The sequence below is a fragment of the Rhodococcus aetherivorans genome (genome assembly GCF_025722975.1).
Taxonomy (GTDB): domain Bacteria; phylum Actinomycetota; class Actinomycetes; order Mycobacteriales; family Mycobacteriaceae; genus Rhodococcus; species Rhodococcus aetherivorans.
Window position 1 is genome coordinate 725,310 of the sequence record NZ_CP106982.1, and the last position, 24,432, is coordinate 749,741.

Consider the following 24,432-nt stretch of genomic DNA (forward strand, 5'->3'; position numbering starts at 1 on the left):
ACCTTCGGACCTTGCGGGCTCACTAGCTAATAATCATGATAAGCATTAGAGTGCGGTTCGTCACAGTACGCATACAATGAGAACGGGAGCACCCATGGGACGAGTAGCCGGAAAGGTCGCGCTGGTCACCGGCGCCGCCCGGGGTCAGGGACGATCGAACGCCGTCCGCCTCGCGGAGGAGGGTGCCGACGTCGTGATCCTCGACTCCTGCAAGGACGTCGACACGGTCGCGTATCCGCTCGCCACCACCGACGACCTCGCCGAGACCCACCGGCTCGTCGAGGCGACGGGCCGCCGCTGCCTGTCCCGGGTGGTCGACGTGCGTGACCAGGCGGCCCTCGACCTCCTCGTCTCCGACGCCGTCGACGAGTTCGGGCACCTCGACATCGTCAGCGCCAACGCCGGCATCGTCAGTTTCACGCCCACCTGGCATCTCAGCGACGAGGAATGGCAGAACGTCATCGACGTCAACCTCACCGGTGTCTTCCACACCGTGCGGGCCGTCGTGCCCCGGATGATCGAGCAGGGTACCGGCGGCGCGATCGTGCTCACCAGCTCGGTCGCGGCGATCCGGGCGAGCCGCAACCTCGGGCACTACGCGGCCAGCAAGGGCGGGGTCGTCAGCCTCATGCGCACCCTCTCCAACGAGCTGGGGGAACACGGCATCCGGGTCAACACCCTCAACCCCGGCACCGTCCGGACGGACATGATCGAGAACGACGCCATGTACCGCATCTACCGTCCGGACCTCGAGTCGCCCACGCAGGCCGACATCGTCGACCACTGCCGCCGGCGCAACGAACTCGACGTCCCCTGGGTCGAGGCCGTCGACATCAGCAATGCCCTGGTCTGGCTGGCCTCCGACGAGGCCCGGTACGTGACCGGCGTGGTCCTGCCCATCGACGCCGGATTACTCGCCAAGGCCTAGAACCCGATTCGCCGCCAACGAATCCCGTCTCGGAAGGAACGCACGATGGAAAGCCCCGCTCGCTGTCCGGTCGTCCACTTCGACCACAATTCGCCCGAGCACTCGGCCGACCCGGCCGAGTCGTACCGGAAGATCCGCGAAACCGTCAAGATCGGCTGGACTCCCGCTCACGGCGGATACTGGGTGCTCTCCGACTACAGTTCGGTCTTCGACGCCGCCCGCGACGACGAGACGTTCTCCTCGGCGCGCAGCGAGTACGGCGGCGACGGGCTGTCCGTGGTGATCCCGAAAACCCCGCATCACGACCATATTCCGATCGAGCTCGATCCCCCGGAGTTCCGCAAGTACCGCAGGATCGTCAACCCGGTCAGTGCGCCGGCCGCCGTCGAGAAGATGAAGCCCACCATCGACCGGCACGTCGCGGGCTTCATCGACAGCGTGATCGAGAGCGGTGAGTGCGACCTGACGTCGGTCATCGGAGTGCCCTCGATCGTCACGGTGGAGTGGCTCGGACTCGACGTCTCGGAGTGGCGCCGCTACTCCAACGCCCACTTCCAGGTGCTCGCGGGAATTCCGGGCACCCCCGAGCACACCCGCGCGGTCGAGGTCGACTTCCCGTACCTGGCCGGACGCATCGAGCAGACCATCACCGAACGGCGACGGGATCCGAAGGACGACATCATCAGCTACCTCGTCCAGCAGGAGGTCGACGGCAGCCCGATGAACGATCACGACGTGTTCGCGATCGTCGACCTGCTCATCTCCGGCGGCGTCGGCACCACCGCGTCCCTGGTGAGCAACTCGCTGGTCTGGCTCAGCCGCCACAAGGACGTGCGGCAGCGTCTCATCGACCACCCCGATCTCCTCGATCACGCCATCGAGGAGTTCCTGCGGTACTTCTCGCCGACCCAGGCGCTCGCCCGCACCGTGACGCACGACGTCGAGTTCCACGGCTGCCCCATGCAGAAGGGCGACCGGGTGCTGCTGTCGTGGGCCTCCGCCAATCGCGATTCGGAACTGTTCGACAAGCCCGACGAGATCGACATCGAACGGTGGCCCAACCGGCACACCGCCTTCGGCATCGGTGTGCACCGCTGCGCCGGTTCGCACCTCGGCCGGTACATGTCGCACGCTCTGATCAGCCAGGTGCTCGAACGGATGCCGGACTACGACGTCGACCTCGCGGCGCTGCAGCCGTACCCGCGACAGGGCGTGAACACCGGCTACCAGCGCATCCCGGCCACCTTCACGCCCGGTCGCCGGGTACTGACGGACTACACGCTGCAGTAACGTCTTTCGCCGACGCGGCAGTGACGTCTTTCGCCGACGCGGCAGTGCCGTCTTTCGCCGACGCGGCAGTGCCGTCTTTCGCCGACGCGGCAGTGCCGTCTTTCGTCGACGCGGCAGTGCCGTCTTTCGTCGACGCGGCAGTGCCGGCCGTCCGCGTACGCGATCGCATGCGCGGACGGCCGGCTGTCGCGGCTGTCAGCCGAGCTTCCCGGTCGGTTCGAACTTCACGCGCAGTTCGGGGATGCTGCGGGTGTAGAGGCCCTCCTCGCGCGGTACGAAGCCGTCCTGGTACTCGATCGAGTCCATCGTGTCGAGCACGAGGTTCAGCGCGATGGTCATCTCCGTCTTCGCGAGCATAGAGCCCACGCAGAAGTGGCGGCCGAGGATGAACTGCACGTGGTTGGCCGCACCACTGAATGCTCGGTCGACGTTGAGGTCGGTTCGGAAGATGTCGAACTCGTCCGGATTCGAGAAGTGGCGCTCGTCGCGGTTGGCGGCCGCGAGCATCATGATGCACGTCGCCCCTGCGGGGATGATCGAGTCCTCGATCTGCACCTCGTCCTCGGTCTGGCGCATGATCATGTGGACGGGTCCGGAATACCGCAGCGTCTCGGCGATGACGCGGTCGGCGAGGGTGCGGTCCTCGCGCACGGCCCGCATCTGCTCGGGATGGTCGATCAGATTGCGAATCATGCTGGCGATGGCCTTGTCCGTCGTCTCGCCACCGGCGACGAGGAGCAGACTGACGAAGGCCTTGATCTCCTCGTCGGACATCTGCTCGCCGTCGACCTCCGCGCGGCACAGGCGCGAGAGCAGATCGTCGCCGTCGCCCGAGCGTCGTTCGCGGATGATCGGCAGCATGTACTCGCGCAGCTCGACATGGGTGCGTTCGGCGGCGGCGTTGATCTCGGGGTCTCCGGCCAGGTTGTTGAGATAGGCCATGATCGAGAAGTACCAGCCGCGGAACCGCTCATGATCGCTCTTGGGCAGGCCCAGCATGTCGACCATCACGTTGATGGGGAATCGGCTGGTGAACTGGGAGACGAGTTCGGCCTCGCCCTGCCGGGCCACCGCGCCGAGCAGCTCGCCGGCGTTGCGCGCGACGATGTCGCCGATCAGCTGGGCGGCATTGTGGGTGATGGCCGGCATGAAGCGTTCGAGTCCGTTGCCGCGGAAGAACGGGTTGAGCAGCGCGCGGTGCGTGGAGTGCTCGCGCCCTTCCATCTGCAGGATCGTGCGGCCGTGGATGGGCTCGAGCTGCCATTCGTAGTTGCGGCTGGAGAACTTCGGGCTGCGGAAGGCCTCGGCGCAGTCGGCGAACCTGCTGATCAGGTAGCTGTCCGTGCCCTCGTGGTGCAGGGCCGGGTAGTGGTCGCGCAACACGCGGTGGAGCGGGTACGGGTTGTCGAGGAACTCGGGGGAGAGGATGTCGGGGGCGATGGGGCGGGGATCGACTGCGGTCACTCTGGGATCTCCTGATCGTCGAATCGAGGGTCGAGCAGGATCGGTGCCGGAGCACCGGTCGGGGTCGTGCCGCTCCGCCGAGGGTCTGGGGCCGGAGGTGGACAGTGATCTGGATCACTAGGTGCTGATAACTATAAATACGATGCGCATGAAGTCAACGGTTTTCGTGAAACAGGTTCTCTTCTTCGCGTTCCCCGCCGCGTCGGCGAGTGCTCCAAGATCGAGGGAAATGTGGCGGATCAGTGTTCGTAGACGGGGGTGGTGGTACCCGGGGGACGATCATCTTGTCGAACTGCGCCTGCTCGATCAGGGCGGTGTCGCAGAACTCGAGCATGGCCGCGATCTTGTCGTCGCGGACGGTGACGATCCAGCAGTACTGGTTCTTGTACGGAACCCCGTTGCGGCCCATGCCATCCGAGCGGCAGAATACGACGACGCGCCCGTCCTCCAGCGAGAGGACGTCCTCGACCTCGAGTGGCTTGATGCCGTACTCCTGGCTCAGGCCCTGCACGGACGGGCCTTCGCGCTCCTCGCCGCGGAAGTTCGCGCCGAGAAAGTCGTTCTGGATGGACTCGAGACCCTTGTAGGTGCCCGAGATGGGAGTGGATCCGATGAGGGTCCAGGTGGCATCGGGATGGAAGTAGCGGGTGAACGCGTCTCCCACCCCCTCCGAATCGCCGCGGACGGCGGCGAGCCAGTTCTGTACGACCTTCTTTTCGTTGGTTCCCATGTCCATTCGCTTTCGTGATTCCGGGGCGGGCTGCTCCCGCGCCGGTCGACAGGTCCGTCCCGAGGAAAGCCGCCGTCGATGCTCGCGCATCGGCTGGGATGGGACGGGGGCTCTCCTGCGGTCGCTCGGGCCTCTGCGGATCGTCGAATCGACGGTCGAGCGGGAGTTGCGTCGCTCAGGGGCGAGCGCCTCCGCGGACGGTTCGGGATCGGAGTCGAAGTGATCCAGATCACCGATGCTGACGACTGTATGCGGAATTTGGTAATTGTCAATGGATTTCGCGCACGCCGAAGATGCCGAAGGGGGCGTCCACTCGGTGGAGTGGACGCCCCCTTCGCGCGCGGGAACTCGCGCGGGAACTACGGTTGCGTCGTCTTCGGCGGCTCCAGCGTCCGGAGGGCGGCGAGCAGCCGCTCCGGGATCGGGGCCTTGTTTCCATCGGCGCCGCGCACGGCGAACGTGATCTTGCCGTGAGCGACGAGTTCGTCGCCGCGCTCGAAGTCGAATCCCAGCGCGTACGAGGTGGTGCCGAGGTGGTCGAGGACGACCGTGCAGGTCAGCTCGTCGAACACCTCGCAGCTGGTGATGTACTGGCACTCCGACTTCAGGCCCACGGTGTAGACGCCGACGGTGTCGAGCAACGTGTGGCTGTCGAGGCCGAACGAGTGCAGCCAGACGCTGTACGTGCGTTCCATCCACGGGTAGTTGATGGCGAAGTACGAGATCCCGACGGCGTCGCAGTCGCCGTAGGCGAGCTGGAAGCGCTGCTGCGTGACGGCGGTGGTGGCGGTGGTCATGTCGTGTCCTTCCGGGTGGATCAGGGGTGGCCGCCGTCGACGGTGACGATGGAGCCGGTCGTGAAACTCGAGGCGTCGCTCGCGAGGTAGAGGGCGGCGCCGACGATCTCGTCGGGCTGTCCGCCGCGCTTGGCGGCGAAGCGCTGCGCCCGCTGGGAGAACGCCTCCATGTCCCACGAGTTGCTCACGTCCGTGAGGAAGGTGCCGGCCATGATTGCGTTGCTGCGCACCGTGGGGCCGAACGCGTGCGCCATGCCGATCGTAACGGCGTTGAGTCCGGCCTTGGCGGCGGCGTAGGGCAGGATGTCCGGCCTGGGGTGCACGGACCCGGCGCTGGAAATGTTGATAATGGATCCGCCGTCGCCCTGCGCCATGCGGGTTCCGACGAGTGCCGCGAGCCGGAACGGGCCCTTGAGGTTCACCCCGATCACTTTGTCGAACAGCGTTTCGCTGACGGTGTCGAGACTGTCGTACAGCGGGGACATGCCCGCGTTGTTGATCAGCACGTCGATCTTCCCGAAGTGACCGTAGGCCGCCTCGACGAGTTCCTCGATCGATTCCCATCGTCCGACGTGGAACGAATGCGCAAGCGTCTTGCGTCCCGTCTCCTCGGTGATCTCGTCGGCGGTGGCCTGGCAGGAGGCCAGGTCACGGCTGGCGATGACGACGTCGCAGCCGGCGCGAGCCAGCCCGAACGCCATGGCGCGGCCGAGGCCCCGGCTGCCGCCGGTGACGATCGCCGTGCGGTCGGTCAGATCGAACGCGCGGACGGGGTCGAACCCCGGGCGGGTCCGGCCGGTTGTTGAATCGGTCATCGAGTTCCTCCACTGGTCCTGGTTGACGGTACCCAATTCCTTGCTATTGTGATCATAGATTAGCGGATAGTGATCCAGTTCACGACAATGGCCGAGACCGCGCCGAGTCACACCGCCGTGTCGCACCCGGTGGATCGGACGCATCGCCAGAACGGAGTACAAGGTGAGTGACGACCAGCAGGACCTGTTCGCCCTGCCGCAGCGGTACCTCGACCTCCAGCGGGAAGCCCGGGACCTCGCGGCCGAGTGCGCCGACATCGCCGCGCGCGCCGACGAGGCGGACAGCTTCGATCCGGACGTCCGCAAGCGGCTGACCGCGTCCCGGCTCACCGAGGTCGTCGTGCCGGCTGCCTACGGTGGTCGCTTCGAGAAGGTCGACTCGCTCGCGGTGACCATCGTGCGCGAGGCCCTCGCCGCCGAGTCGGCCCACCTCGACTCCATGTTCGGCATGCAGGGCATCGGCAGCTACTGCATCAGTGTCGGCGGCTCCGAGGAACTCAAGGCGGAGTGGCTGCCCAAGGTGGCCCGGCTCGAGGCCGTGGCCGCCCTCGGCCTGACGGAGCCGCACGTCGGCTCCGACCTCAAGGCACTCAGCACCACCGTCGTCGAGCGCGACGGCAAGCTGATCGTCGACGGGCACAAGTCCTTCATCACCAACGGCGGCGACGCGGACTTCTACAGCATCCTCGCCCGCGAGGGCGACGGATACTCCCTCGTGCTGGTCCCGGCCGACGCGCCCGGCCTGCGCATCGAGCGCCCGCACCAGATCATCGCGCCCCACGTGCTCAGCGACGTCATCCTCGAGAACGTCGAGATACCGGTCGGCAACCGCATCGGGGAACCGGGCAAGGGCTTCGGGCTCGTCCTCGCCACCCTCGCCACGTTCCGCGTGTCCGTGGCCGGCGCCGCCGTCGGCGTGGCCCAGGCCGCGCTGGACGAGGCGGTCGCCCACGCCAAGACCCGGGAGGGCTTCGGCGTCAGCCTCGCGCGTCTCGGATCGGTGCCCGAGCACCTCGCCTCCTGCTGGACCGACATCGAGATGGCGCGCTCGCTGACCTACCGCGCGGCCGCCGCGTCGGCCCGCGACGCACGCGCCAATCTGCACCTGTCGTCGATGGCAAAGGTCGGCGCCACCGAGGCGGCCGCCCGCGTCGTCGACCGCTCGGTGCAGATCATGGGCCGCTTCGGGCTCGTGCGCGGCGGGAAGCTCGAGCGCCTCTACCGGGAGGCCCGTCCCATGCGGATCTACGAGGGCTCGACCGAGGTGATCTTCGATTCCCTGGCCAAGCAACTCGTGAAGGAAGCCCATTAGGGGCAGAATGCGGACCAGAGGCAGGCACCCATGACAACGGACGCGAACACCACCAAGCTGGAGCGAGTCGTCATCCGCTTCGCGGGCGACTCGGGCGACGGCATGCAGCTGACCGGCGACCGGTTCACCTCCGAAGCGGCCGCGTTCGGCAACGACCTCGCGACGCAGCCGAACTTCCCCGCCGAGATCCGGGCACCGCAGGGCACGCTGCCCGGCGTGTCGTCGTTCCAGATCCAGATCGCGGACCACGACATCCTCACCGCGGGTGATCGCCCGGACGTCCTCGTCGCGATGAACCCGGCGGCGCTGAAGGCGAACATCGGCGACCTGCCGCGCGGCGGCACCGTCATCGTCAACACCGACGAGTTCACCAAGCGCAACCTGTCCAAGGTCGGCTACGCCGCCAGCCCGCTCGAGGACGGCAGCCTCGACGAGTTCGTGATCCACCAGGTGCCGATGTCGAGCCTGTCGGTCGGGGCGGTCGAGCCGGCCGGCCTGAGCCGCAAGGACGGGGAACGCGCGAAGAACATGTTCGCGCTCGGGCTGCTGTCGTGGATGTACAACCGGCCGGTGGGGCGGATCGAGGAGTTCCTGCGCACCAAGTTCGCCAAGAAGCCGCAGGTCGCCCAGGGCAACCTGCTCGCATTCCACGCCGGGTGGAACTACGGCGAGACCACGGAGACGTTCGCGACGACGTTCGAGGTGGCCAAGGCGGACCTGCCGCCCGGTACGTACCGGCAGATCACCGGCAACACCGCCCTGGCCTACGGCCTGGTGGCCGCCGGTGAGCTGTCCGGGCTCGAGGTGTTCCTCGGGACGTATCCGATCACTCCCGCCTCCGACATCCTGCACGAGCTGACCAAGCACCGCAGCCTCGGCGTGACCACCTTCCAGGCGGAGGACGAGATCGCCGCCATCGGCGCGGCAGTCGGGGCCTCCATCGGCGGCGCCCTGGGCGTCACCAGCACCTCCGGTCCGGGCCTGGCCCTCAAGAGCGAGGCCATCGGCCTGGCCGTGATGACCGAAATCCCCCTCGTGGTGATCGACGTGCAGCGCGGCGGACCGTCGACGGGCCTGCCGACCAAGACCGAGCAATCCGACCTGCTGCAGGCGCTGTACGGGCGCAACGGTGAGTCGCCGGTCGCGGTGCTCGCGCCGCGCTCGCCGGCCGACTGCTTCGCCACCGCGGTCGAGGCGGCCCACATCGCCCTGACCTACCGGACCCCGGTGCTGCTGCTGTCCGACGGCGCCATCGCCAACGGCTCCGAACCCTGGCAGATCCCGCGGGTAGACGAGCTCGCCCCGATCGAGCCGGGCTACGAGACGGGCCCGGACGCCGGTGGTGCGCCCCTGCGCCCCTACGCCCGGGACCGCGAAACCCTGGCCCGCACCGTGGCGATCCCCGGAACGCCCGGCCTCGAGCACCGGATCGGTGGCCTCGAGAAGGCGAACGGCAGCGGCAACATCTCCTACGACCCGGCCAACCACGATCTGATGGTGCGCCTGCGCCAGGCGAAGATCGACGGGATCTCGGTCCCGGACGCCGAGGTCGACGATCCGTCGGGGCAGGCGGAACTGCTGATCGTGGGATGGGGCAGTTCCTACGGGCCGATCGGCGAGGCGTGCCGCCGGGCCCGGCGTCGCGGCACCGCGGTCGCCCACCTGCACCTGCGGCACCTGAACCCGTTGCCGCGCAACCTCGGTGAGGTGCTCGGCCGGTACCGCACGGTGATCGCGCCCGAGATGAACCTGGGACAGCTGACGAGTGTGCTGCGGGCGCGCTACCTTGTCGACGTCCAGCCGGTGACCAAGGTTCAGGGCCTGGCCTTCCTCGCCGACGAGATCGTCGACGCGATCGATGCCGCGCTCGCCGGCACCCTGCGCGAGCTGGAACACGCCAAGACCACCGCCGCGCTGGCTGCGGCCGAGTACCGTCCGGAGCCGGACCGCGAGGAGGAATCGGCATGACCGAGTTGATCAGCCGCGTGGGCACCGATCTCGGACTGAGTGCCACCGCGCTCGTCCCGACGACCGACACCCCGCAGAAGGCCAAGGACTTCACGAGCGACCAGGAGGTGCGCTGGTGCCCGGGCTGCGGTGACTACGTCATTCTGGCCGCGATCCGTAACTTCCTGCCCGAACTCGGCCTGCGGCGCGAGAACCTGATGTTCGTCTCGGGCATCGGCTGTTCGAGCCGGTTCCCGTACTACCTCGAGACCTACGGCCTGCACTCCATCCACGGCCGTGCGCCGGCGATCGCGACCGGTCTGGCCGTCACCCGGCCCGACCTGTCGGTGTGGGTGGTCACCGGTGACGGCGATGCCCTCTCGATCGGCGGAAACCACCTGATCCATGCGCTGCGCCGCAACGTGAACCTCACGATCCTGTTGTTCAACAACCGGATCTACGGCCTGACGAAGGGGCAGTACTCGCCCACGTCCGAGGTCGGGAAGATCACCAAGTCCACGCCGATGGGTTCGGTGGACCACCCGTTCAACACGCTGTCCCTCGCTCTCGGTGCCGAGGCCACCTTCGCGGCCCGAGCGCTCGACTCCGACCGCAAGGGTCTGACCGACGTGCTGCGCCGCGCAGCCGAGCACCGGGGCACCTCGTTCGTCGAGATCTATCAGGACTGCCCGATCTTCAACGACGGCTCCTTCGACGTGCTGCGCAAGGAGGACGCCGAGCAGCGGGTGATCCCGCTGCGCCACGGTGAGCCGATCGTGTTCGGCGCCGAGGGCCAGAAGTGCGTCGTCCGTGACGGATTCGGACTGCGCGTGGTGGACACGGCGACGGCCGACCCGGGTGCGATCGTGGTGCACGATGCGCACGCCGACGATCCGGAGTACGCCTTCGCGCTGTCGCGGCTGTCCGACCAGGACCTCGAACACACCGTGTTCGGCGTGTTCCGCAGCGTTGCCCGTCCGACGTACGACGACCTGGTGCGGGAGCAGAACGAGAGCGCCCGCACCGGCGGTCTCGACCGCCGAGACTCCCTGCAGTCCTTGTTGACCGGGCACGACACCTGGACTGTGTCCGATTAGCCCGATGTTCGAATAGGGTCGATCGCCGTCCCTCGGCGCGGAAACTGGGGTCCTCGTACCCCTAGACAATGCGCATGATTAGTATAAAGTGACTGCCATCACACCTCCCTTTCTTCCCTCCCCTCGGCAGGAGTAGTCGTAATGTCGCTCAGGAACGAAATCGAAAACGCCCTCGCCCGCTACGCGCTCGCCTACGACGACGGCGACATGGACGGCGTCGAGCGCGTCTTCGGCGAAACCGCCGTGTTCACCATGAAGATCGGCGACGGCGACCTCATCGGGCCGCTGAACGGCCGCGAGGAGATCATGGGCCTGTTCCGCGGCGCGCACGAGTCGCAGACCGACCAGCGGCGGCACATCACCACCAATCTGCTGATCGACGAGATCGACGAGAAGAACGTCCGCACGGTGTCCTACCTGCTCATCACCTCCGCGGAGAACGGTGCGCTGAAGGTGTTGTCCACGGGCAAGTACGAGGACGAGTGGACCCGGAGCGGCGGCGACTGGGTGCTCACCAAGCGGCACATCGCCCTCGACCTCCCGTACTGAACCCTCCCGCATCCGGAGACACCCATGACGATGAACCAGGGCCTCATCCCCGCCAAGTGGGCCGCCCTCACCCCGAACCGCATGGCGTTGTACGACGTCCCCAACGATCGCCGCATCACGTTCGCCGACCTCGACGAGCGCGTCCGGCGCCTGGCGAACGGACTGCGCGGACTCGGCCTGGAGAAGGGCGACCGCGTCGCCGTGCTGACCAAGAACAGCATCGAGTTCCAGGAACTGTTCTTCGCCGTCGGCCGAGCGGGACTGATCCTGCAGCCGCTGAACTGGCGGCTGGCAACTCCGTCCCTGCTCGGGCTCGTCGCCGACGCCACCCCGAAGGTGCTCATCACCGCCTCCGAGTTCCGGTCCGTGGCAGAGGAACTGAGTCGATCCACCACGGTCGACCACTGGCTCGAGTTCGGCCCGGGCGGAAGCGGGACGTACGAGGAGCTGCTCGCGAGCTCCAGCCCGGCCGAACCGATCTGGACGCCGAGCGTCGGGGGAGACGACCCGTTCTTCATCCTCTACACCGGCGGCACCACCGGCGAGTCCAAGGGCGCGCTGCACTCGCACACCAGCGCGGCCGCCGGCATGCTCAACCAGACCGTCGCCGAGCGGGTCGTTCCGACCGACGTCTACATGCTCACCGGCCAGATGTACCACATCCCGGTGGTGCTCTCGATGAACTACATGAAGCACGGATGTCCGGTCGTGCTGGTCAATTTCGAGGCCAAGCAGGCGCTCGAGATCATCGAGTCGGAACGGGTCTCGGCGTTCCTCGGCATCACCACGATGCTGAACTGGATGATGGCCGTGGAGAACTTCGACTCCTACGACCTGTCGAGCCTGCGCAACATCCAGTACGGCGGCGGCCCCATGCCGTCCGCGATCGTGCGCAGCGCGCTCGAGGCGTTCCCGTGCACCCTCATCCAGGGATACGGCCAGACCGAGGGCACGACCATGTCGTTCCTGTCCCAGGAGGACCACCTCGACGCGGTCAACGGCATCAACGAGCACCGGCTGAAGTCCTGTGGCCGCGAAGGATTCGGCACCACGATCCGGGTCGTCGACTTCGACGGCAACGAGGTCCCCAAGGACGGCAGGACCCCCGGCGAGATCGTGGTCCGCTCCGAGGCCAACATGCTCGGCTACTGGAACAAGCCGGAGCTGACCGCGCAGACCCTGCGCGACGGCTGGATGTGGACCGGCGACGTCGCGGTCTGGGACGAGGACCACTACGTCTATATCGTCGACCGGGCCAAGGACATGATCATCTCCGGTGGCGAGAACATCTACAGCATCCAGGTCGAAGAGGCCATCGGCGCCCATCCCGCAGTCCTCGAATGCGCCGTCATCGGCATCCCCGACGACGAGTGGGGCGAGGTCGTCAAGGCCGTCGTCGTGCTCAAGCCCGGGCACACCGCCACCGAACAGGAGATCATCGACACCGCCAAGCGGAACCTGGCCTCCTACCAGAAGCCCCGTTCGGTCGACTTCGTCGACGCCCTGCCGAAGGCGCCGACCGGGAAGATCATGAAGCGGGACCTGCGGGCGCCGTACCTCGAAGCGACGGCGGCCCGATGACCGTGGACACCGGACGCCGGGTGCCGACCGAGACCGAACTCGCCGAACTGGTCGGCACCCGCTTCCCCGGCGGCCAGGCCACGCTCGAGCCGTGGTGGGTGCACCTCGTCCTCGACAGCATGCTCGCCGACCCCGCCGACGGCGGTGCGCACCCGGTGCTGGTGTTCCTCGTCGCCACCGGCGCGATGGGCTGGAGCTGGGACGAGTTGTTCGCGGTGTTCGGGGCCACCGAGGCCGACGGCCCGATGGCCGGGGAAACCGAGACGGTGGTGCACCGGCCGCTGCGCGTCGGCGCCACCTACCGCGTCTCGGGCGAGATCGTCTCCGCGACGCGCAAGGTGGGCCGGCGCACCGGCGTCTTCGACATCGTCGGCTACCGTCTCGACCTGCACGACGAGGACGGCGCGCACTGTGCCTCCACCACCAACTCGATCGTGTTCCCGCGGCGAGGAGAGAACGCATGAAACCGACCGTCGGACAGAAGATTCCCGAGCGCACCATCGACGCGGTGGATCCGGCCCGGATGAAGACCCTCTCGGCGCTCATGCGGGACCCGAACCCGATCCATTTCGATCGGAAGGCGGCGAGCGCGCTGGGCCTCGGCGACCGCACGGTCAATCAGGGCCCGAGCAACATCGCCTACGTCGTGTCCATGCTCGGCTCCTGGGCCGGTGGCGTGGACCGGGTCACCGGATACCGGTTCAGGTTCCTCGGCAACGTATTCGAGGGTGACAGGCTGCGGGCCGCGGGCGTGGTGACCGACGTGGAGGAGACAGCCGACGGCCTCCTGGTGCGCTGCGACCTCACGCTCGACGTCCTCGGCGGAGCGCGCGTTCTCGAAGGCACCGGGACCGTCCGGTTCCCCGCCGATCGCTAGACACCATTTCCCACGAGAGGGGCGACAATCATGGCAGGACGAGTAGAAGGCAAGGTCGCGTTCATCACCGGGGCCGCCCGCGGCCAGGGTCGCAGCCACGCGCTGCGGCTCGCCGAGGAGGGCGCCGACATCATCGCGGTCGACATCTGCGAGAACATCGACTCGGTGACCCCGTACTACCCGCTGGCCACCGAGGACGAGCTCAAGGAGACCGTCCGGCTCGTCGAGGCCCTCGACCGGCGGATCGTGGCGCACCGCGCCGACGTCCGGGACCGCGCGGCGCTGCAGCGCGCCTTCGACGACGGGGTGGCGCAGCTCGGCGGCGTCGACATCGTGGTCGCCAACGCCGGCATCGCCACCTACGGCCGCTCGTGGGAACTCACCGCCGAGCAGTGGCGCGACATGATCGACGTCAACCTCACCGGCGTCTTCAACACCGCGGTCGTCGCGATCCCCACGATGATCGAGCAGGGCCGCGGTGGGTCCATCATGTTCACCAGTTCGATCGGTGGCCTCAAGGGCATTCAGCAGGTCGCCCACTACGTCGCCGCCAAGCACGGCATCGTCGGGCTCATGCGGACCATGGCGAACGAGCTCGGTCCCCACAGCATCCGGGTCAACACCATCCACCCGACGAACGTCGACACCATCATGATCCAGAATCCCGGGACGTACGGCATGTTCTCCCCGGGGGATCCGGAGCCGTCGCAGGAGAAGGCGATGCCGGGGTTCATGTCGCTGAACACGCTGCCGGTGCCCTGGGTCGAATCGATCGACATCAGCAACGCGGTGCTGTTCCTCGGCAGCGACGAGGCACGGTACGTCACCGGAGTCACCTTCCCGGTGGACGCCGGCGCGTACGTGAAGTGATGTGACGATGGCCGTCGGAATCGACGACAACGAGGATCTGCGTACGCTGCGGGTCGACGAGGAGGGCATCGCCGAACTCGTTGCGGCGCAGACCGAATGTACCTTCGCCTTCAGTACGGCGGCCGGGTGGCCCGCCGGGGTGGTGATGAGCTACCTGCACCACGACGACCGGTTCTGGCTCACCGCCGCGAAGGACCGCGCGCACGTACGTGCGGCGATGCGCGAATCCCGCGTGACGCTCGTGATCTCGAATGCCGGCACCGGCCTGCCCGGCAGGCGGATGCTCGCCGTCCGCGGCCGCGTCACCGTCCACGCCGACGCGGAGACCAAGCGCTGGTTCTATGCGGCGTTCGCGCAGCGCCATGCTCCGACCGATCCCGCAGCCTTCCAGCGACTGCTGGACAGCCCCAACCGAGTCGTCCTGGAAGTCCGTCCCGTTCGCATCGCGGTCAGTCACGACTCGACCAGGATGCCGGGCGACGGACGCGGCGGCTCGCTCGGGCCTCGACCGAACAAGGAGTGAACAATATGACCGCGGATCCGGACTCCGCCTACGCCCACCTGCTCTCGCCGTTCCAGATCGGCCCGATGAAACTGCGCAACCGCGTGGTGCTGCCGCCGCACGCCTCGGCGATCGGCAACATCTTCGGGTCCGAGGCCGACGCCGAACGCAACCTCGCCTACTACGTGTCCCGGGCGAGGGGCGGAGCCGCGTGGTTCGACAGCCTCAGCGCCTGGGTTCCGAACACCGGGGTGATCCCGGGGTTCGAGCCCACCGGCGTCGGCGCCACGGTCGAGGGCCACTACAGCCTGCCGATCTTCGTCGAACGCGTACAGGCGTATTCCGATGCCCTGCACGCCGAGGGCGCGGTGGCGACGGGGCAGATGGTCCACCAGGGCGGCATGCCGCATGGTGCGTCGTCGGTCCTGAGCGCTCCGGTGATCAACAACGTTCCGCACAAGCTGAACCGGGAGGAGATCGCCTACTTCGTCGGCCAGTACAAGTTCTGTGCGGAGCAGGCCCAGAAGGCACGCCTCGACGGCGTCGAACTCCACATGAACCACGACGATCTGCTCGAGTACTTCCTCTCGCCGCTGACCAACAAGCGCGACGACGAGTACGGCGGCTCGATCGAGAACCGTTGCCGGTTCCCGGTCGAGGTGCTGCGGGCCATCCGCGACGTGATCGGATCGTCCATGGTCATCGGCATCCGGCTGAACCTGCGCGAGGAGGTCCCGGGCGGCTACGACATCACCGGGGCCATCGAGATCGCGCAGTACCTCGAGAGCACCGGCCTCGTCGACTACTTCCACGGCGTGGTGGGCAGCCCGTGGGGCAACCCGTCCTACATCCAGCCGCACTTCTACGAGGCCGGCCAGTGGAGCGATCTCGCCGGGCAGCTCAAGCGGGCGGTGTCGCTGCCCGTCGTGCACACGGGCCGCATCAACCACCCCGACGTCGCCGAACGGATCCTCGCGGCCGGCGACGCCGACGTCGTCGGCATGGCCCGCGCGCACATCGCCGAGCCGTCGATCATCGAGAAGGTCCGCGCCGGCCGCGTCGACGAGATCCGGCCCTGCGTCGGCGGCAACGAGTGCATCAGCCGCCGCTACGTCGAGGGCCTGCCGTTCGGCTGCGCGGTCAACCCCGTCACCAGCAACGAGGTCGACGGGCCGTGGCCCACCGTGACCGACCCCCGGCGCGTGCTCGTCGTCGGTGGCGGCCCGGCGGGCATGGAGTTCGCGGCCCTGGCCCGGGAGAAGGGCCACGACGTGGAGTTGTGGGAGGCGTCCGACGTGCTCGGCGGCCAGCTGCGCACCGCGATCAACGCGCCCACGTACGACATGTTCGAGAAGTACCTGGACTGGCAGCAGCGCCGGCTCGAGCGGGCGGGCGTGAAGATCGACTACCGGCACGCGGCGACGAAGGCGGAGATCGAGGCCGCCGGATTCGACGTGGTGGCGGTCGCCACCGGCTCCACCCGCCGGATCCCGGACATCCCGGGCGTGTACGGCGACAACGTCGCCGACATCCGCGACGTCCTGAACGGCGACGCCGCGGTCGGCAAGCGGGTCCTGATCGTCGCGCAGGACGATCACATGCCGCCGCTGTCGCTCGCCGACTTCCTCACCGATCGCGGTCACGACGTCACCATCGTCTACGCGACTCAGGTCGCGGGCCAGCTGCTCGGCCGCTACATCGTCGGTGCGATCCTCGGGCGCCTCGACGAGAAGGGCGTGCAGTACCGGTTCATGGAGGACGTCGTCGAGATCACCCCGACCGGGGTGGTCACCCGCAACGTCTACTCCGGCCGCACGCACCAGGTCGACGGCTTCGACTCGGTGGTGCTCGCCTGCGGTGGCATCGGGGACGCCGGCCTGTACGAGAGCATCAAGGACGGCCCGGCTGCAGAGGGCGAGCGGGAGGTGCACATCCTCGGTGACGCCTACGCACCGCGCCGACTGGTCTTCGCCACCCGGCAGGCATTCGCGCTCGCGAAGCTGATCTGACGGACACCACGACGGGGGTGCGGGCTTCGGGCCCGCACCCCCGTTTCGGTGTCCGTCGGCGATGAGCAGGAGGTTGCTGCGTCGAGCGGGAGGTTGTCGTCGTCGCTTCTCGCGTTTCGGCGCGAGATCCTCCCGCTCGGCGCGAGATCCACCCGCGCGACACGAACGACGCAGCGAAAAGCGCCGGGCGATCGCTGGTCGCGATCGCCCGGCGCGAGATCCGCCGCATCAGGCCAGGACGAATCCCTTGAAGTCGGCGTCCCGGACCTCATTCCACGTCTGCTCGTAGAGCACGATTCCGCCGGCGTACGGCATGAAGATCTGCGGCTTACCGGGCACATTCGCGCCGCGGTACCACGACCCGGACTCGCCCTGCGGCCACAGGGTCATGTTCGCGATCTCCTCGACCGTCTCGACCCACGCGTTCTGCGCTTCCTCGGTGGCCTCGATCGTGGTCAGTCCGTGCTCGCGCATGTGGTCCATGGTCTCGACCGTCCACTCGACGTGCTGCTCGATGGCGGTCACCATGTTCGACAGCACCGACGGGCTGCCGACGTTGGCGATGATGAACATGTTGGGGAATCCGGCGGTGCCCAGGCCGAGGTGCGTCTTCGGGCCCTCCTGCCACGCCTTCTGCAAGGGCAGGCCGCCCCGGCCGCGAATGTCGATCTGGGTGAACGCGCCGGTGAAGGCGTCGAACCCGGTGGCGAGTACGACGGCGTCGAACTCGTACTCGGTGCCGTCGGCGAGATGCATGCCGTGTTCGGTGAAGCTGTCGAGGGGCTTCTTGCGCAGGTCGACCAGTTCGACGTTGTCGCGGTTGAAGGTCTCGTACCAGTCGGTGCCGACGACGGGCCGCTTCGCACCCATCGGGTAGCCGAACGGCTTGAGGCTGTCCGCGACGTCCGGGTCGTCGACGATCTCGTCGATCTTGGCCCGGATGAAGTCACAGACCGAGTCGTTCGCCCGCTGGTCCACCATCAGGTCCGCGAATGCGCCGAGGAAGGCAATTCCGCCGCCCTGCCAACGCTTCTCGTACTCGGCCCACCGCTCTTCGTCGCTGACGTCGAACGCGGCCTTGGGGTTGTCGTCGCGGATGCAGCCCGCGGCGGCGGTCCGGCACGCACGGCGTCGCTCGCGGTAGTTCACCTTGACGTTCGCGACGAACTCCGGGTCGAGCTTGTGGTTGCGGGCGGGAATGACGAAGTTGGCGGTGCGCTGCAGCACGGTCAGCTTGCCGGCCTGCTTGGCGATCTCCGGGATGGCCTGCACGCCGGAGGATCCGGTGCCGACGGCGGCGACTCGGAGGCCGGTGAAGTCCACTCCCTCCTCCGGCCACTCGCTGGTGCGGTAGATCGGCCCCTGGAACTTGTCGAGGCCCGGGACGTCGACGTCCTTGGGGACCGACAGGCAGCCGACGGCCATGAGGCAGAACCGTGAAACGTACTCGTCGCCCTTGTCGGTGCGGACGTGCCACTTCTGCTCGCCCTCGTCGAAACGGGCTTCGGTGACGGTGGTTTCGAGACGGATGTCGCGGCGCAGGTCGAACCGGTCGGCGACGTGCGAGAGATACGCCTGCAGCTCGGGCTGCGACGGGTAGCGCTCGCTCCACTCCCACTCCTGCTCGAGTTCCTCGTCGAATCCGAACGAGTAGTCGTGGCTGTCCACGTCGCAGCGGGCGCCGGGGTAGCGGTTCCAATGCCAGGTGCCGCCGACCTCCTCGCCCTTGTCGAGCGCGACGGCGGTGTAACCGTGCCTGCGCAGCTTCCACAACAGGTACAGGCCTGCGAAGCCGGCGCCGACGACGACGGCGTCGACCTCGATTGCGGATGTTGAGGAGTTGGGGGTTGCAGTCATCGGATGACCTCTCTGACTGGGGGATTCGGTCGGATGTGCCGATGTCACCGCCAGGCTCGCGGTTTCGGTGTGCCAGGCGGGAGCGCGGTGCGGCCGGATGGTCGTCCGCTCGCGGAAAAGTCTGTGACGGGTATCACTCTATCAATGCGAATGGATATAATCAAAGGTGTAGAGCGGATATATTTGGCGGGCGTCGTCGCGCCACCCCGTGTGCGGGGCCGTTCCACACCCCCGTGTGCGGGGCTGTTCCACACGGAAATCTCCGAATCCACCATGGAAAGAGGTCGACATGTACCGACTCGTCGCCGCGTACAACCACCCCGAGGATCCCGAGAAGTTCCTCGAGCACTACCGCAACGTGCACTCCAAGCTCGCGCTGAAGCAGCAGGGGATCCGGAACTACGAATGGGGCGTGTGCTCCACCCCCGACGGCAGCACCCCGCCGCACTTCCTGGTCGCGGTGTGCGACTGGGACAGCAAGGAAGCCATGCTCGCCGACATGGCGTCTCCGGAAGGGCAGCAGGGCGCCGCCGACCTCGAGAACTTTGCGCAGGCCGGCGTCTCGTTCGACTTCTACGAGATCACCAAGGACATCTGAGCCGAGACATGCGACAGGGTGGGGACCGCGAAGTCCCCACCCTGCCGCATGTGCCGCTGCCGTGCTCCGGTCAGGCGTCGAAACCGTCCATCTGCGGCGTGGTGAGGCCGGTGATGATCCGCTCGGCGATCTTCCAGCCGTCGGCGGTGCGGACGTAGCGGTCCTCGTTGAGCGCGATTGCCTTGATGGCGGCGCCGTTCTTCATCTCCGCTTCGGAGAAGACGTAGTTCGTACCGGTGGCGTGGTCGTCGTCCTCGAAGTCGATGACGTGGTTGGTGATGATGTGGAACTGCTTGTCCACTGCCTGTGCGTCCCGCTCGAAGAAGTCGAGGATCTGCTCGTGCCCCTCGTACCGGGTCAGGCCGACGGCGCTGGCGTCCCACGCTCCGTCGGGTGCGAAGGCGGACAGTGCCTCCTTGGGGTCGAATCGATCGAGGCCACGGGCGTAGAGATGGGTGATGCGGATGATCTCGTTGATGTCGTCGGCGCGCATGTGTCGGTCTCCGATGTACTCGAGGTGCAGTGTCAGGGAACGGACGGCAGGTCGATGCCGTCCAGGTCGGCCTTGATCTGGAGAGCAAGGTACTTGTTGTAGATACGGGCGAGGGTGAGATTGCCGCCGCTGAACCAGAATCCGTCGTGACCCGAACGTCGCCACACCGACCGGATCTCGCCCTCGTCGTCGAGACCCCAGACCGGTCCGCATTGGTCGGCGACGGCGTCGCCCAGGATGCGGCGGGCAGTGTCGAGGATGCCCCGGAACCCGGTGGCGAACACGACGGTGTCGGCGGGTACGACGGTGCCGTCCGACATGACCACTCCCTCGGGAACGAACCGTTCCACGGTCTTCCCTGCGACCAGTCCGATCGACCCGTCGGCGACGAGCCGGGACGCTCCGACGTCGATGTAGTAGCCGCCGTTCCGGGTGAGGAAGAGGTCCATCGCTCCGGTCCCGCCGTCGCCCAGGTGATGCCGGAATCCCCGGGCGCTCAGGGCATCGAGCAGGTCGCGATCGATGTCGGCCATGGCCGCGACGGCGGTGCGCAGGCCGTCGACGAATCCCTGGTCCCGCCGCGCGAACGACGCACCGACGAGGTCGGCGATCTCGGTGGGCGCGGTGTTCTCGCCGTAGGCGGGTTTCAGCATGACGTCGACCACGGTGGTGCCGCCGACGACGTAGGTCGGACCCCGCTGGACGAGGGTCACGTGAGCGCCGGTGTTGTACAGGTCCTGGGCGATGTCGTGGCCGCTGTTCCCGGTGCCGATGACGACGACATCACGGCCGCTCCGTCGTGGGTCCGTCGTGTACCGGCCGGAATGCAGCAGCTCACCCGCGAATTCTCCGGTCCCGGGGATGTCCGGTACGAGCGGCTCGGTGCCGCTCAGGCCGGTGGCCAGGACCACGTGCTGCGGGCGCAGCACCCGCCGTTCACCTCCGCGGTCGAGCAGCACCTCCCACCGCTTCGTCGCGGGATCGTACGAGGCGCTCACGAGTTCCGTGCGGGTCCACACGTTCAGTTCCAGGGCTCGGGCGTAGATGTCGAGCCAGTCGCCCATCTTGTCCTTCGGTGTGAACACCGGCCAGGTGGGTGGGAACGGCATCATCGGCAGATGGTTCGACCACACGGGGTCGTGCAGCACCAGCGAGTCGTAGCGGTTGCGCCAGTTGTCACCCACGCGCTCGTTGCGCTCGACGACGAGCGCGTGGACGTTCATCGCCCCGAGGTAGGCGGCGAGCCCGAGACCGGAATGTCCGGCGCCGATGACGAGGACCTCCGGATCCCGTTCGGTGCACTCGCTCGCGAGGAGCCGACGATCACCCCAGTGGACGGTGACGCGTTCACCGGGTTCCGGGACACCGTTCGGACGACGCTCTCCCACAGCCGGTTCGGCGCCGGCGAGACTGTCGAGCGTCGTCAGGACAGCCGTCGCGCGCCAGCGGCCCGCATCGTCCGGGGTCAGTCGCGCGACGCCACGGACGTGTCCGAACCGGATGGTGAGGCGGAAGAGCAGCTGCACGACCGGCGGGCCCTCGCCTGTCGGCAGCAGCGCCGGTGGCACGGAGGAATCGAGCGCTTCGTCGCGGACCTCGAGATCCGCCGCGCCGGTGAGCAGCGGGCGGATCGCCGATTCGCCGTGCAGGCTGCGCAGATCGCCGGTGAAGGCGAGCAGGTCGCGCCACCACGCGTCGGTGGCGAGTGCGTCCGGGTAGTCGTCGGCGTTTCCCGATCGGAGCGCACCGGCGAAGTCCGCGAGCCAGCGTTCGGCGACCGCGTCGGGGTGGGCGGGATCGAGGCGCGGTGTGTCGAGTCGAGCAGTCATGTGGTCTCCCGTTCGTCCGGCCGGGTCAGCGGAGGGTGTAGCCGGCGTCGACCTTCAGTTCGGTGCCGGTGACGTACCGGGCCTCATCGGAGGCCAGGTACAACACCGCGTTGGAGATGTCGATCGGCTCGATCCACGGCACGGGCAGGACGTTGGTGGTGGCGAAGACCGGTGCGGCCTGTTCCTGGGTGGGATGTTCGACGTCCGGGAGGAACAGCCGGAAGCAGGCCTCGTTGAGGATCATGTCTGTGGCGACGCCGGTGGGATGCACGGTGTTGACGCGGATGCCGTGCGGACCCAGTTCCAGTGCGAGCGTGCGCATCAGGCCGACCACGGCATGCTTGCTCGCGGTGTAGGGCGCGACGTTCGGCGTGCCCTTCAGGCCGGCGGTGGAGCTGGTGATGACGATCGACCCCCCGGTGCCCTGTTCGATCAGGTGCGGGGTGACGGCCTTGCACGTGTGCCACACGCCCTTGAGATTGATGTCGAGGACATCGTCCCAGTCGCGTTCGCTCACCAGGTGTGTCTCGTCGCCGAAGAGGAAGATGCCGGCGTTGGCGGCGACGATGTCGATCCGGCCGAGCTCGGCGATGCCCTCGTCGACCACGGCCTTGACGGCGTCGAAGTTACGGACGTCGGCCTTGCGGGCGATGATCCGGCGATCGAGTGCCTCCACGGCGCGCACCGTCTCGGCCAGGTCGTCCTCGGTGGCGCCGGGGTAGAAGCGGGTGACGCTCTCGATGTCCTCGGCCACATCGAGAGCGACGATGTCGGCGCCCTCCTCGGCGAGGCGGATCGCATGGCTGCGTCCCTGGCCGCGGGCCGCGCCCGTGATGAAAGCGACCTTACCTGCTACCCGTCCTGTCATAGCTGCTCCTTCGGGGGCCGCCGACGGGCCCGATCCGCCGTCAGCGGTAGGTGTTCCAGGTGGGAGCCGACTCCGGATAGTCGGCCTCGGTGTATCGGGTCTGGGGCCACCGAATCCGTTTGGTGGTACGGAAACTGGAGCCCATCGACTCGAACGGTACCGCGTACATGAACGACACGGCGCGTCTTTCGAAAAGCCAGGTGCCGTCCCGGCGCACGTATCGGTCGCGGTACCGGAACGCGGTCATCATCAGGGTGTCGTGGACCGCGAGTTCGGCATGGCCGGTCATGATTCCGCTTGCGTGCGAGTCGTCTTCGATCGTGACGAGGTGGATCTCGGGTGTGTGCAGCATGGTGTGGTAACGGTCCATGCTGGAGACGTAGAAGGGGCGGATCTGCTCACGGCCGCGCAGCTCGGTGCCGGCGACCTCGAAGACACCGTCCTCGGTGAACATCGACAGCACGGTATCGATGTCGTGGTCGTCGACGGCCAGGGCGTAACGTCCGGCCAGGTCCCGGATCTCGTCCTTGGCGACGAGGCGGCTCAGGGCGGCGGAATCGAGGTCCGCGAGTTTCGAGGCAGTCATCGGCTCTGTTCCTGTCGGAGGTACACGGATCGGGCCGGGACGGAGTGTGGACCCCCGTCCCGGCCCGTGCGCCGGGCGCGAACACTCCCGGGGAATCGCGTGTGCCGATCTAGTCGTCGTACATGATGACGCCGCGAATGTTCTTGCCCTCGCGGAGATCCTTGAACGCGGTATTGATGTCCTCGAGCTTGTAGGTCTTGGTGACCAGCTCGTCCAGCTTGAACTCGCCACGGCGGTACATGTCGGCGATGAGCGGGATGTCGCGGCGCGCCGTCGTGGTGCCGTACAGGGTGCCCTGCAGGCGCTTGCCCGACATCGCGAAGGTGAACAGGTCGAACGGCACGTCGCGCTGAGTGACGGGAGCGGCGGCGGTGAGCACCAGGGTGCCGCCGCGGCGGGTCATCTCCTGCGCCGGGTTGAGCAGGTGCCCGTAGGCGATGTCGACGGTGATGATGACGACGTCGGCGCCCTGCCCCTCGGTGAGCTGGTCGACGACCTCTCGGCACTGTTCGAAGTTCTCGGTGGTGTGGGTGGCACCGAAGATCTTGGCCTGGTCGCGCTTGTACTCGACGGGGTCGATCGTGACGATGTTCTTGGCGCCCTTGTGCCGGGCGCCCTGGACCGCGTTCATGCCCACACCGCCGGTGCCGATGACGACGACGGTGTCCCCGAGCTGGATGTCGGCCGCATAGACGGACGAGCCCCAGCCGGTGGGGACGCCGCAGCCGATCAGTGCGGCCTTGTCGAGCGGGATGTCCTTGCCGATCTTGACGCACGAGTCGATGTTGACCACGACGTACGGGGAGAAGGTGCCGAGGTAGGAGAACGGGCCGACGCCCTGGCCCCGGGCGTGGACGCGGTGGGTGCCGTCGGGCGCGAAGCCGCCGAGCACGCCGGCGCCCATCTCGCACATGTTGGAACGGCCGATGGTGCACATCTTGCAGTGGCCACAGGACGGCAGGAAGGACAGGACGACGTGGTCGCCGACCTCGAAGCCGGTGACGTCGGGGCCGAGCTCCTCGATCACGCCCGCACCTTCGTGTCCGCCGATGATCGGCGCCCAGTCGAGGGGGATGTCGCCGGTGTCGACGTGGTCGTCGCTGTGGCAGATGCCGGAGGCGGCGAGCTTGACCCGCACCTCCCGGCTCTTCGGGGGATCGATCTCGATTTCCTCGACGCTCCAACCGGACCGGGTTCCCGGCTCCCACAGCAGCGCTCCGATGGTCTTCATGGCTTCTCCTCGTGACGAACGGGGGTGAAGGCGCGAGCGGCGGCCGGCGTAGGGCGCCGGCACGGGCTCGACGGTGTTGATCGCTATGCATGCATGTGATCGCTATCACCATAACCATATGCATGGATATAAGCAATAGCGGTGTCGTCGGAGTTCGCCGGACCTCGGGAACCGGGCCGCCGGTCGCGAATCGGCCCGGAAA

The 24,432-nt window shown here is 67.5% G+C and carries 23 protein-coding genes; 13 read left to right on the forward strand and 10 right to left on the reverse strand.

Translation table 11 applies throughout. The features are described from left to right. The first annotated feature begins 94 nt into the window (after positions 1 to 94). Both OCS65_RS03395 and OCS65_RS03400 read left to right on the forward strand, forming a co-directional pair. Positions 95 to 928 (forward strand): mycofactocin-coupled SDR family oxidoreductase, encoded by an 834-nt coding sequence (locus OCS65_RS03395; protein ID WP_006941613.1) that lies wholly within the window; start codon positions 95 to 97, stop codon positions 926 to 928. A 45-nt stretch (positions 929 to 973) separates the two neighbouring features. Further along, a complete protein-coding gene (locus OCS65_RS03400) occupies positions 974 to 2,218 on the forward strand; it encodes a cytochrome P450 (protein ID WP_006941607.1) in 1,245 nt (414 codons plus the stop codon). 195 nt (positions 2,219 to 2,413) lie between these two features. On the opposite strand, the gene OCS65_RS03405 is transcribed toward OCS65_RS03400, so the two are convergent. From OCS65_RS03405 to OCS65_RS03420, 4 genes are all read right to left on the reverse strand, one after another. Continuing rightward, the gene (locus OCS65_RS03405; RefSeq protein WP_263508790.1) at positions 2,414 to 3,682 is read right to left on the reverse strand and encodes a cytochrome P450; all 1,269 of its coding nucleotides are present in this window, start codon (positions 3,680 to 3,682) and stop codon (positions 2,414 to 2,416) included. A gap of 154 nt (positions 3,683 to 3,836) precedes the next feature. Next, on the reverse strand, positions 3,837 to 4,412 hold the full coding sequence (locus tag OCS65_RS03410; RefSeq protein ID WP_263508792.1) for a nuclear transport factor 2 family protein: 576 nt from the start codon (positions 4,410 to 4,412) through the stop codon (positions 3,837 to 3,839). A 359-nt stretch (positions 4,413 to 4,771) separates the two neighbouring features. After that, positions 4,772 to 5,209: an acyl-CoA thioesterase gene (locus OCS65_RS03415; RefSeq protein WP_006934119.1), complete on the reverse strand. Its 438-nt coding sequence runs from the start codon at positions 5,207 to 5,209 to the stop codon at positions 4,772 to 4,774. A gap of 20 nt (positions 5,210 to 5,229) precedes the next feature. After that, a complete protein-coding gene (locus OCS65_RS03420) occupies positions 5,230 to 6,024 on the reverse strand; it encodes an SDR family NAD(P)-dependent oxidoreductase (RefSeq protein ID WP_029546546.1) in 795 nt (264 codons plus the stop codon). A 163-nt stretch (positions 6,025 to 6,187) separates the two neighbouring features. Here OCS65_RS03420 and OCS65_RS03425 point away from each other — a divergent pair, with 163 nt between their 5' ends. From OCS65_RS03425 to OCS65_RS03470, 10 genes are all read left to right on the forward strand, one after another. Beyond that, positions 6,188 to 7,336 (forward strand): acyl-CoA dehydrogenase family protein, encoded by a 1,149-nt coding sequence (locus OCS65_RS03425; protein ID WP_185713248.1) that lies wholly within the window; start codon positions 6,188 to 6,190, stop codon positions 7,334 to 7,336. 30 nt (positions 7,337 to 7,366) lie between these two features. Beyond that, a complete protein-coding gene (locus OCS65_RS03430; RefSeq protein ID WP_029546545.1) occupies positions 7,367 to 9,304 on the forward strand; it encodes a 2-oxoacid:acceptor oxidoreductase subunit alpha in 1,938 nt (645 codons plus the stop codon). Then, a complete protein-coding gene (locus OCS65_RS03435) occupies positions 9,301 to 10,380 on the forward strand; it encodes a 2-oxoacid:ferredoxin oxidoreductase subunit beta (protein WP_043802038.1) in 1,080 nt (359 codons plus the stop codon). Before OCS65_RS03430 ends, OCS65_RS03435 begins: the two co-directional genes overlap by 4 nt. Positions 10,381 to 10,521: 141 nt before the next feature. Further along, positions 10,522 to 10,929, forward strand: a complete 408-nt coding sequence (locus tag OCS65_RS03440; protein WP_006934104.1) for a nuclear transport factor 2 family protein — start codon at positions 10,522 to 10,524, stop codon at positions 10,927 to 10,929. A 24-nt stretch (positions 10,930 to 10,953) separates the two neighbouring features. Continuing rightward, positions 10,954 to 12,510: an AMP-binding protein gene (locus OCS65_RS03445; protein ID WP_029546543.1), complete on the forward strand. Its 1,557-nt coding sequence runs from the start codon at positions 10,954 to 10,956 to the stop codon at positions 12,508 to 12,510. Beyond that, entirely contained in the window at positions 12,507 to 12,974 is a 468-nt protein-coding gene (locus OCS65_RS03450; RefSeq protein ID WP_043802042.1) for a hypothetical protein, read from the forward strand. The genes OCS65_RS03445 and OCS65_RS03450 overlap by 4 nt, the downstream gene beginning before the upstream one ends. Then, positions 12,971 to 13,387 carry a MaoC family dehydratase gene (locus OCS65_RS03455; protein WP_006934099.1) on the forward strand — a complete coding sequence of 139 codons (417 nt, stop codon included), beginning with the start codon at positions 12,971 to 12,973 and terminating at the stop codon, positions 13,385 to 13,387. The genes OCS65_RS03450 and OCS65_RS03455 overlap by 4 nt, the downstream gene beginning before the upstream one ends. 30 nt (positions 13,388 to 13,417) lie before the next feature. Next, a complete protein-coding gene (locus tag OCS65_RS03460) occupies positions 13,418 to 14,257 on the forward strand; it encodes a mycofactocin-coupled SDR family oxidoreductase (protein ID WP_006934097.1) in 840 nt (279 codons plus the stop codon). Between the two features lie 7 nt (positions 14,258 to 14,264). Next, positions 14,265 to 14,780 carry a pyridoxamine 5'-phosphate oxidase family protein gene (locus OCS65_RS03465; protein ID WP_006934096.1) on the forward strand — a complete coding sequence of 172 codons (516 nt, stop codon included), beginning with the start codon at positions 14,265 to 14,267 and terminating at the stop codon, positions 14,778 to 14,780. 5 nt (positions 14,781 to 14,785) lie between these two features. After that, a complete protein-coding gene (locus tag OCS65_RS03470) occupies positions 14,786 to 16,768 on the forward strand; it encodes an oxidoreductase (protein WP_185713244.1) in 1,983 nt (660 codons plus the stop codon). A gap of 228 nt (positions 16,769 to 16,996) precedes the next feature. On the opposite strand, the gene OCS65_RS03475 is transcribed toward OCS65_RS03470, so the two are convergent. Further along, the gene (locus OCS65_RS03475) at positions 16,997 to 18,625 is read right to left on the reverse strand and encodes a flavin-containing monooxygenase (protein WP_263508799.1); all 1,629 of its coding nucleotides are present in this window, start codon (positions 18,623 to 18,625) and stop codon (positions 16,997 to 16,999) included. 289 nt (positions 18,626 to 18,914) lie between these two features. Here OCS65_RS03475 and OCS65_RS03480 point away from each other — a divergent pair, with 289 nt between their 5' ends. Then, positions 18,915 to 19,223 (forward strand): EthD family reductase, encoded by a 309-nt coding sequence (locus OCS65_RS03480; RefSeq protein ID WP_006934089.1) that lies wholly within the window; start codon positions 18,915 to 18,917, stop codon positions 19,221 to 19,223. Positions 19,224 to 19,293: 70 nt separating this feature from the next. On the opposite strand, the gene OCS65_RS03485 is transcribed toward OCS65_RS03480, so the two are convergent. The 5 genes from OCS65_RS03485 to OCS65_RS03505 form a co-directional block, all read right to left on the reverse strand. After that, a complete protein-coding gene (locus tag OCS65_RS03485) occupies positions 19,294 to 19,716 on the reverse strand; it encodes a nuclear transport factor 2 family protein (RefSeq protein ID WP_006934087.1) in 423 nt (140 codons plus the stop codon). Positions 19,717 to 19,748: 32 nt separating this feature from the next. Then, positions 19,749 to 21,545, reverse strand: coding sequence for a flavin-containing monooxygenase (locus tag OCS65_RS03490; RefSeq protein WP_043801205.1), 1,797 nt, complete (start codon positions 21,543 to 21,545; stop codon positions 19,749 to 19,751). Between the two features lie 25 nt (positions 21,546 to 21,570). Continuing rightward, positions 21,571 to 22,413, reverse strand: coding sequence for a mycofactocin-coupled SDR family oxidoreductase (locus tag OCS65_RS03495; protein ID WP_029546539.1), 843 nt, complete (start codon positions 22,411 to 22,413; stop codon positions 21,571 to 21,573). A 40-nt stretch (positions 22,414 to 22,453) separates the two neighbouring features. Beyond that, the gene (locus OCS65_RS03500) at positions 22,454 to 22,999 is read right to left on the reverse strand and encodes an SgcJ/EcaC family oxidoreductase (protein ID WP_006934081.1); all 546 of its coding nucleotides are present in this window, start codon (positions 22,997 to 22,999) and stop codon (positions 22,454 to 22,456) included. A gap of 109 nt (positions 23,000 to 23,108) precedes the next feature. Beyond that, positions 23,109 to 24,230 (reverse strand): NDMA-dependent alcohol dehydrogenase, encoded by a 1,122-nt coding sequence (locus tag OCS65_RS03505; RefSeq protein WP_006934078.1) that lies wholly within the window; start codon positions 24,228 to 24,230, stop codon positions 23,109 to 23,111. Between the last annotated feature and the right edge of the window lie 202 nt (positions 24,231 to 24,432).

What these genes read in the sequence shown, in the direction of transcription:
- OCS65_RS03395 (WP_006941613.1), top strand. Translation starts at nt 95, where the DNA reads ATGGGACGAGTAGCCGGAAAGGTCGCGCTGGTCACCGGCGCCGCCCGG.
- OCS65_RS03400 (WP_006941607.1), top strand. Translation starts at nt 974, where the DNA reads ATGGAAAGCCCCGCTCGCTGTCCGGTCGTCCACTTCGACCACAATTCG.
- OCS65_RS03410 (WP_263508792.1), bottom strand. Translation starts at nt 4,412, where the DNA reads ATGGGAACCAACGAAAAGAAGGTCGTACAGAACTGGCTCGCCGCCGTC.
- OCS65_RS03415 (WP_006934119.1), bottom strand. Translation starts at nt 5,209, where the DNA reads ATGACCACCGCCACCACCGCCGTCACGCAGCAGCGCTTCCAGCTCGCC.
- OCS65_RS03420 (WP_029546546.1), bottom strand. Translation starts at nt 6,024, where the DNA reads ATGACCGATTCAACAACCGGCCGGACCCGCCCGGGGTTCGACCCCGTC.
- OCS65_RS03430 (WP_029546545.1), top strand. Translation starts at nt 7,367, where the DNA reads ATGACAACGGACGCGAACACCACCAAGCTGGAGCGAGTCGTCATCCGC.
- OCS65_RS03435 (WP_043802038.1), top strand. Translation starts at nt 9,301, where the DNA reads ATGACCGAGTTGATCAGCCGCGTGGGCACCGATCTCGGACTGAGTGCC.
- OCS65_RS03440 (WP_006934104.1), top strand. Translation starts at nt 10,522, where the DNA reads ATGTCGCTCAGGAACGAAATCGAAAACGCCCTCGCCCGCTACGCGCTC.
- OCS65_RS03445 (WP_029546543.1), top strand. Translation starts at nt 10,954, where the DNA reads ATGACGATGAACCAGGGCCTCATCCCCGCCAAGTGGGCCGCCCTCACC.
- OCS65_RS03450 (WP_043802042.1), top strand. Translation starts at nt 12,507, where the DNA reads ATGACCGTGGACACCGGACGCCGGGTGCCGACCGAGACCGAACTCGCC.
- OCS65_RS03455 (WP_006934099.1), top strand. Translation starts at nt 12,971, where the DNA reads ATGAAACCGACCGTCGGACAGAAGATTCCCGAGCGCACCATCGACGCG.
- OCS65_RS03460 (WP_006934097.1), top strand. Translation starts at nt 13,418, where the DNA reads ATGGCAGGACGAGTAGAAGGCAAGGTCGCGTTCATCACCGGGGCCGCC.
- OCS65_RS03465 (WP_006934096.1), top strand. Translation starts at nt 14,265, where the DNA reads ATGGCCGTCGGAATCGACGACAACGAGGATCTGCGTACGCTGCGGGTC.
- OCS65_RS03470 (WP_185713244.1), top strand. Translation starts at nt 14,786, where the DNA reads ATGACCGCGGATCCGGACTCCGCCTACGCCCACCTGCTCTCGCCGTTC.
- OCS65_RS03475 (WP_263508799.1), bottom strand. Translation starts at nt 18,625, where the DNA reads ATGACTGCAACCCCCAACTCCTCAACATCCGCAATCGAGGTCGACGCC.
- OCS65_RS03480 (WP_006934089.1), top strand. Translation starts at nt 18,915, where the DNA reads ATGTACCGACTCGTCGCCGCGTACAACCACCCCGAGGATCCCGAGAAG.
- OCS65_RS03485 (WP_006934087.1), bottom strand. Translation starts at nt 19,716, where the DNA reads ATGCGCGCCGACGACATCAACGAGATCATCCGCATCACCCATCTCTAC.
- OCS65_RS03490 (WP_043801205.1), bottom strand. Translation starts at nt 21,545, where the DNA reads ATGACTGCTCGACTCGACACACCGCGCCTCGATCCCGCCCACCCCGAC.
- OCS65_RS03495 (WP_029546539.1), bottom strand. Translation starts at nt 22,413, where the DNA reads ATGACAGGACGGGTAGCAGGTAAGGTCGCTTTCATCACGGGCGCGGCC.
- OCS65_RS03500 (WP_006934081.1), bottom strand. Translation starts at nt 22,999, where the DNA reads ATGACTGCCTCGAAACTCGCGGACCTCGATTCCGCCGCCCTGAGCCGC.
- OCS65_RS03505 (WP_006934078.1), bottom strand. Translation starts at nt 24,230, where the DNA reads ATGAAGACCATCGGAGCGCTGCTGTGGGAGCCGGGAACCCGGTCCGGT.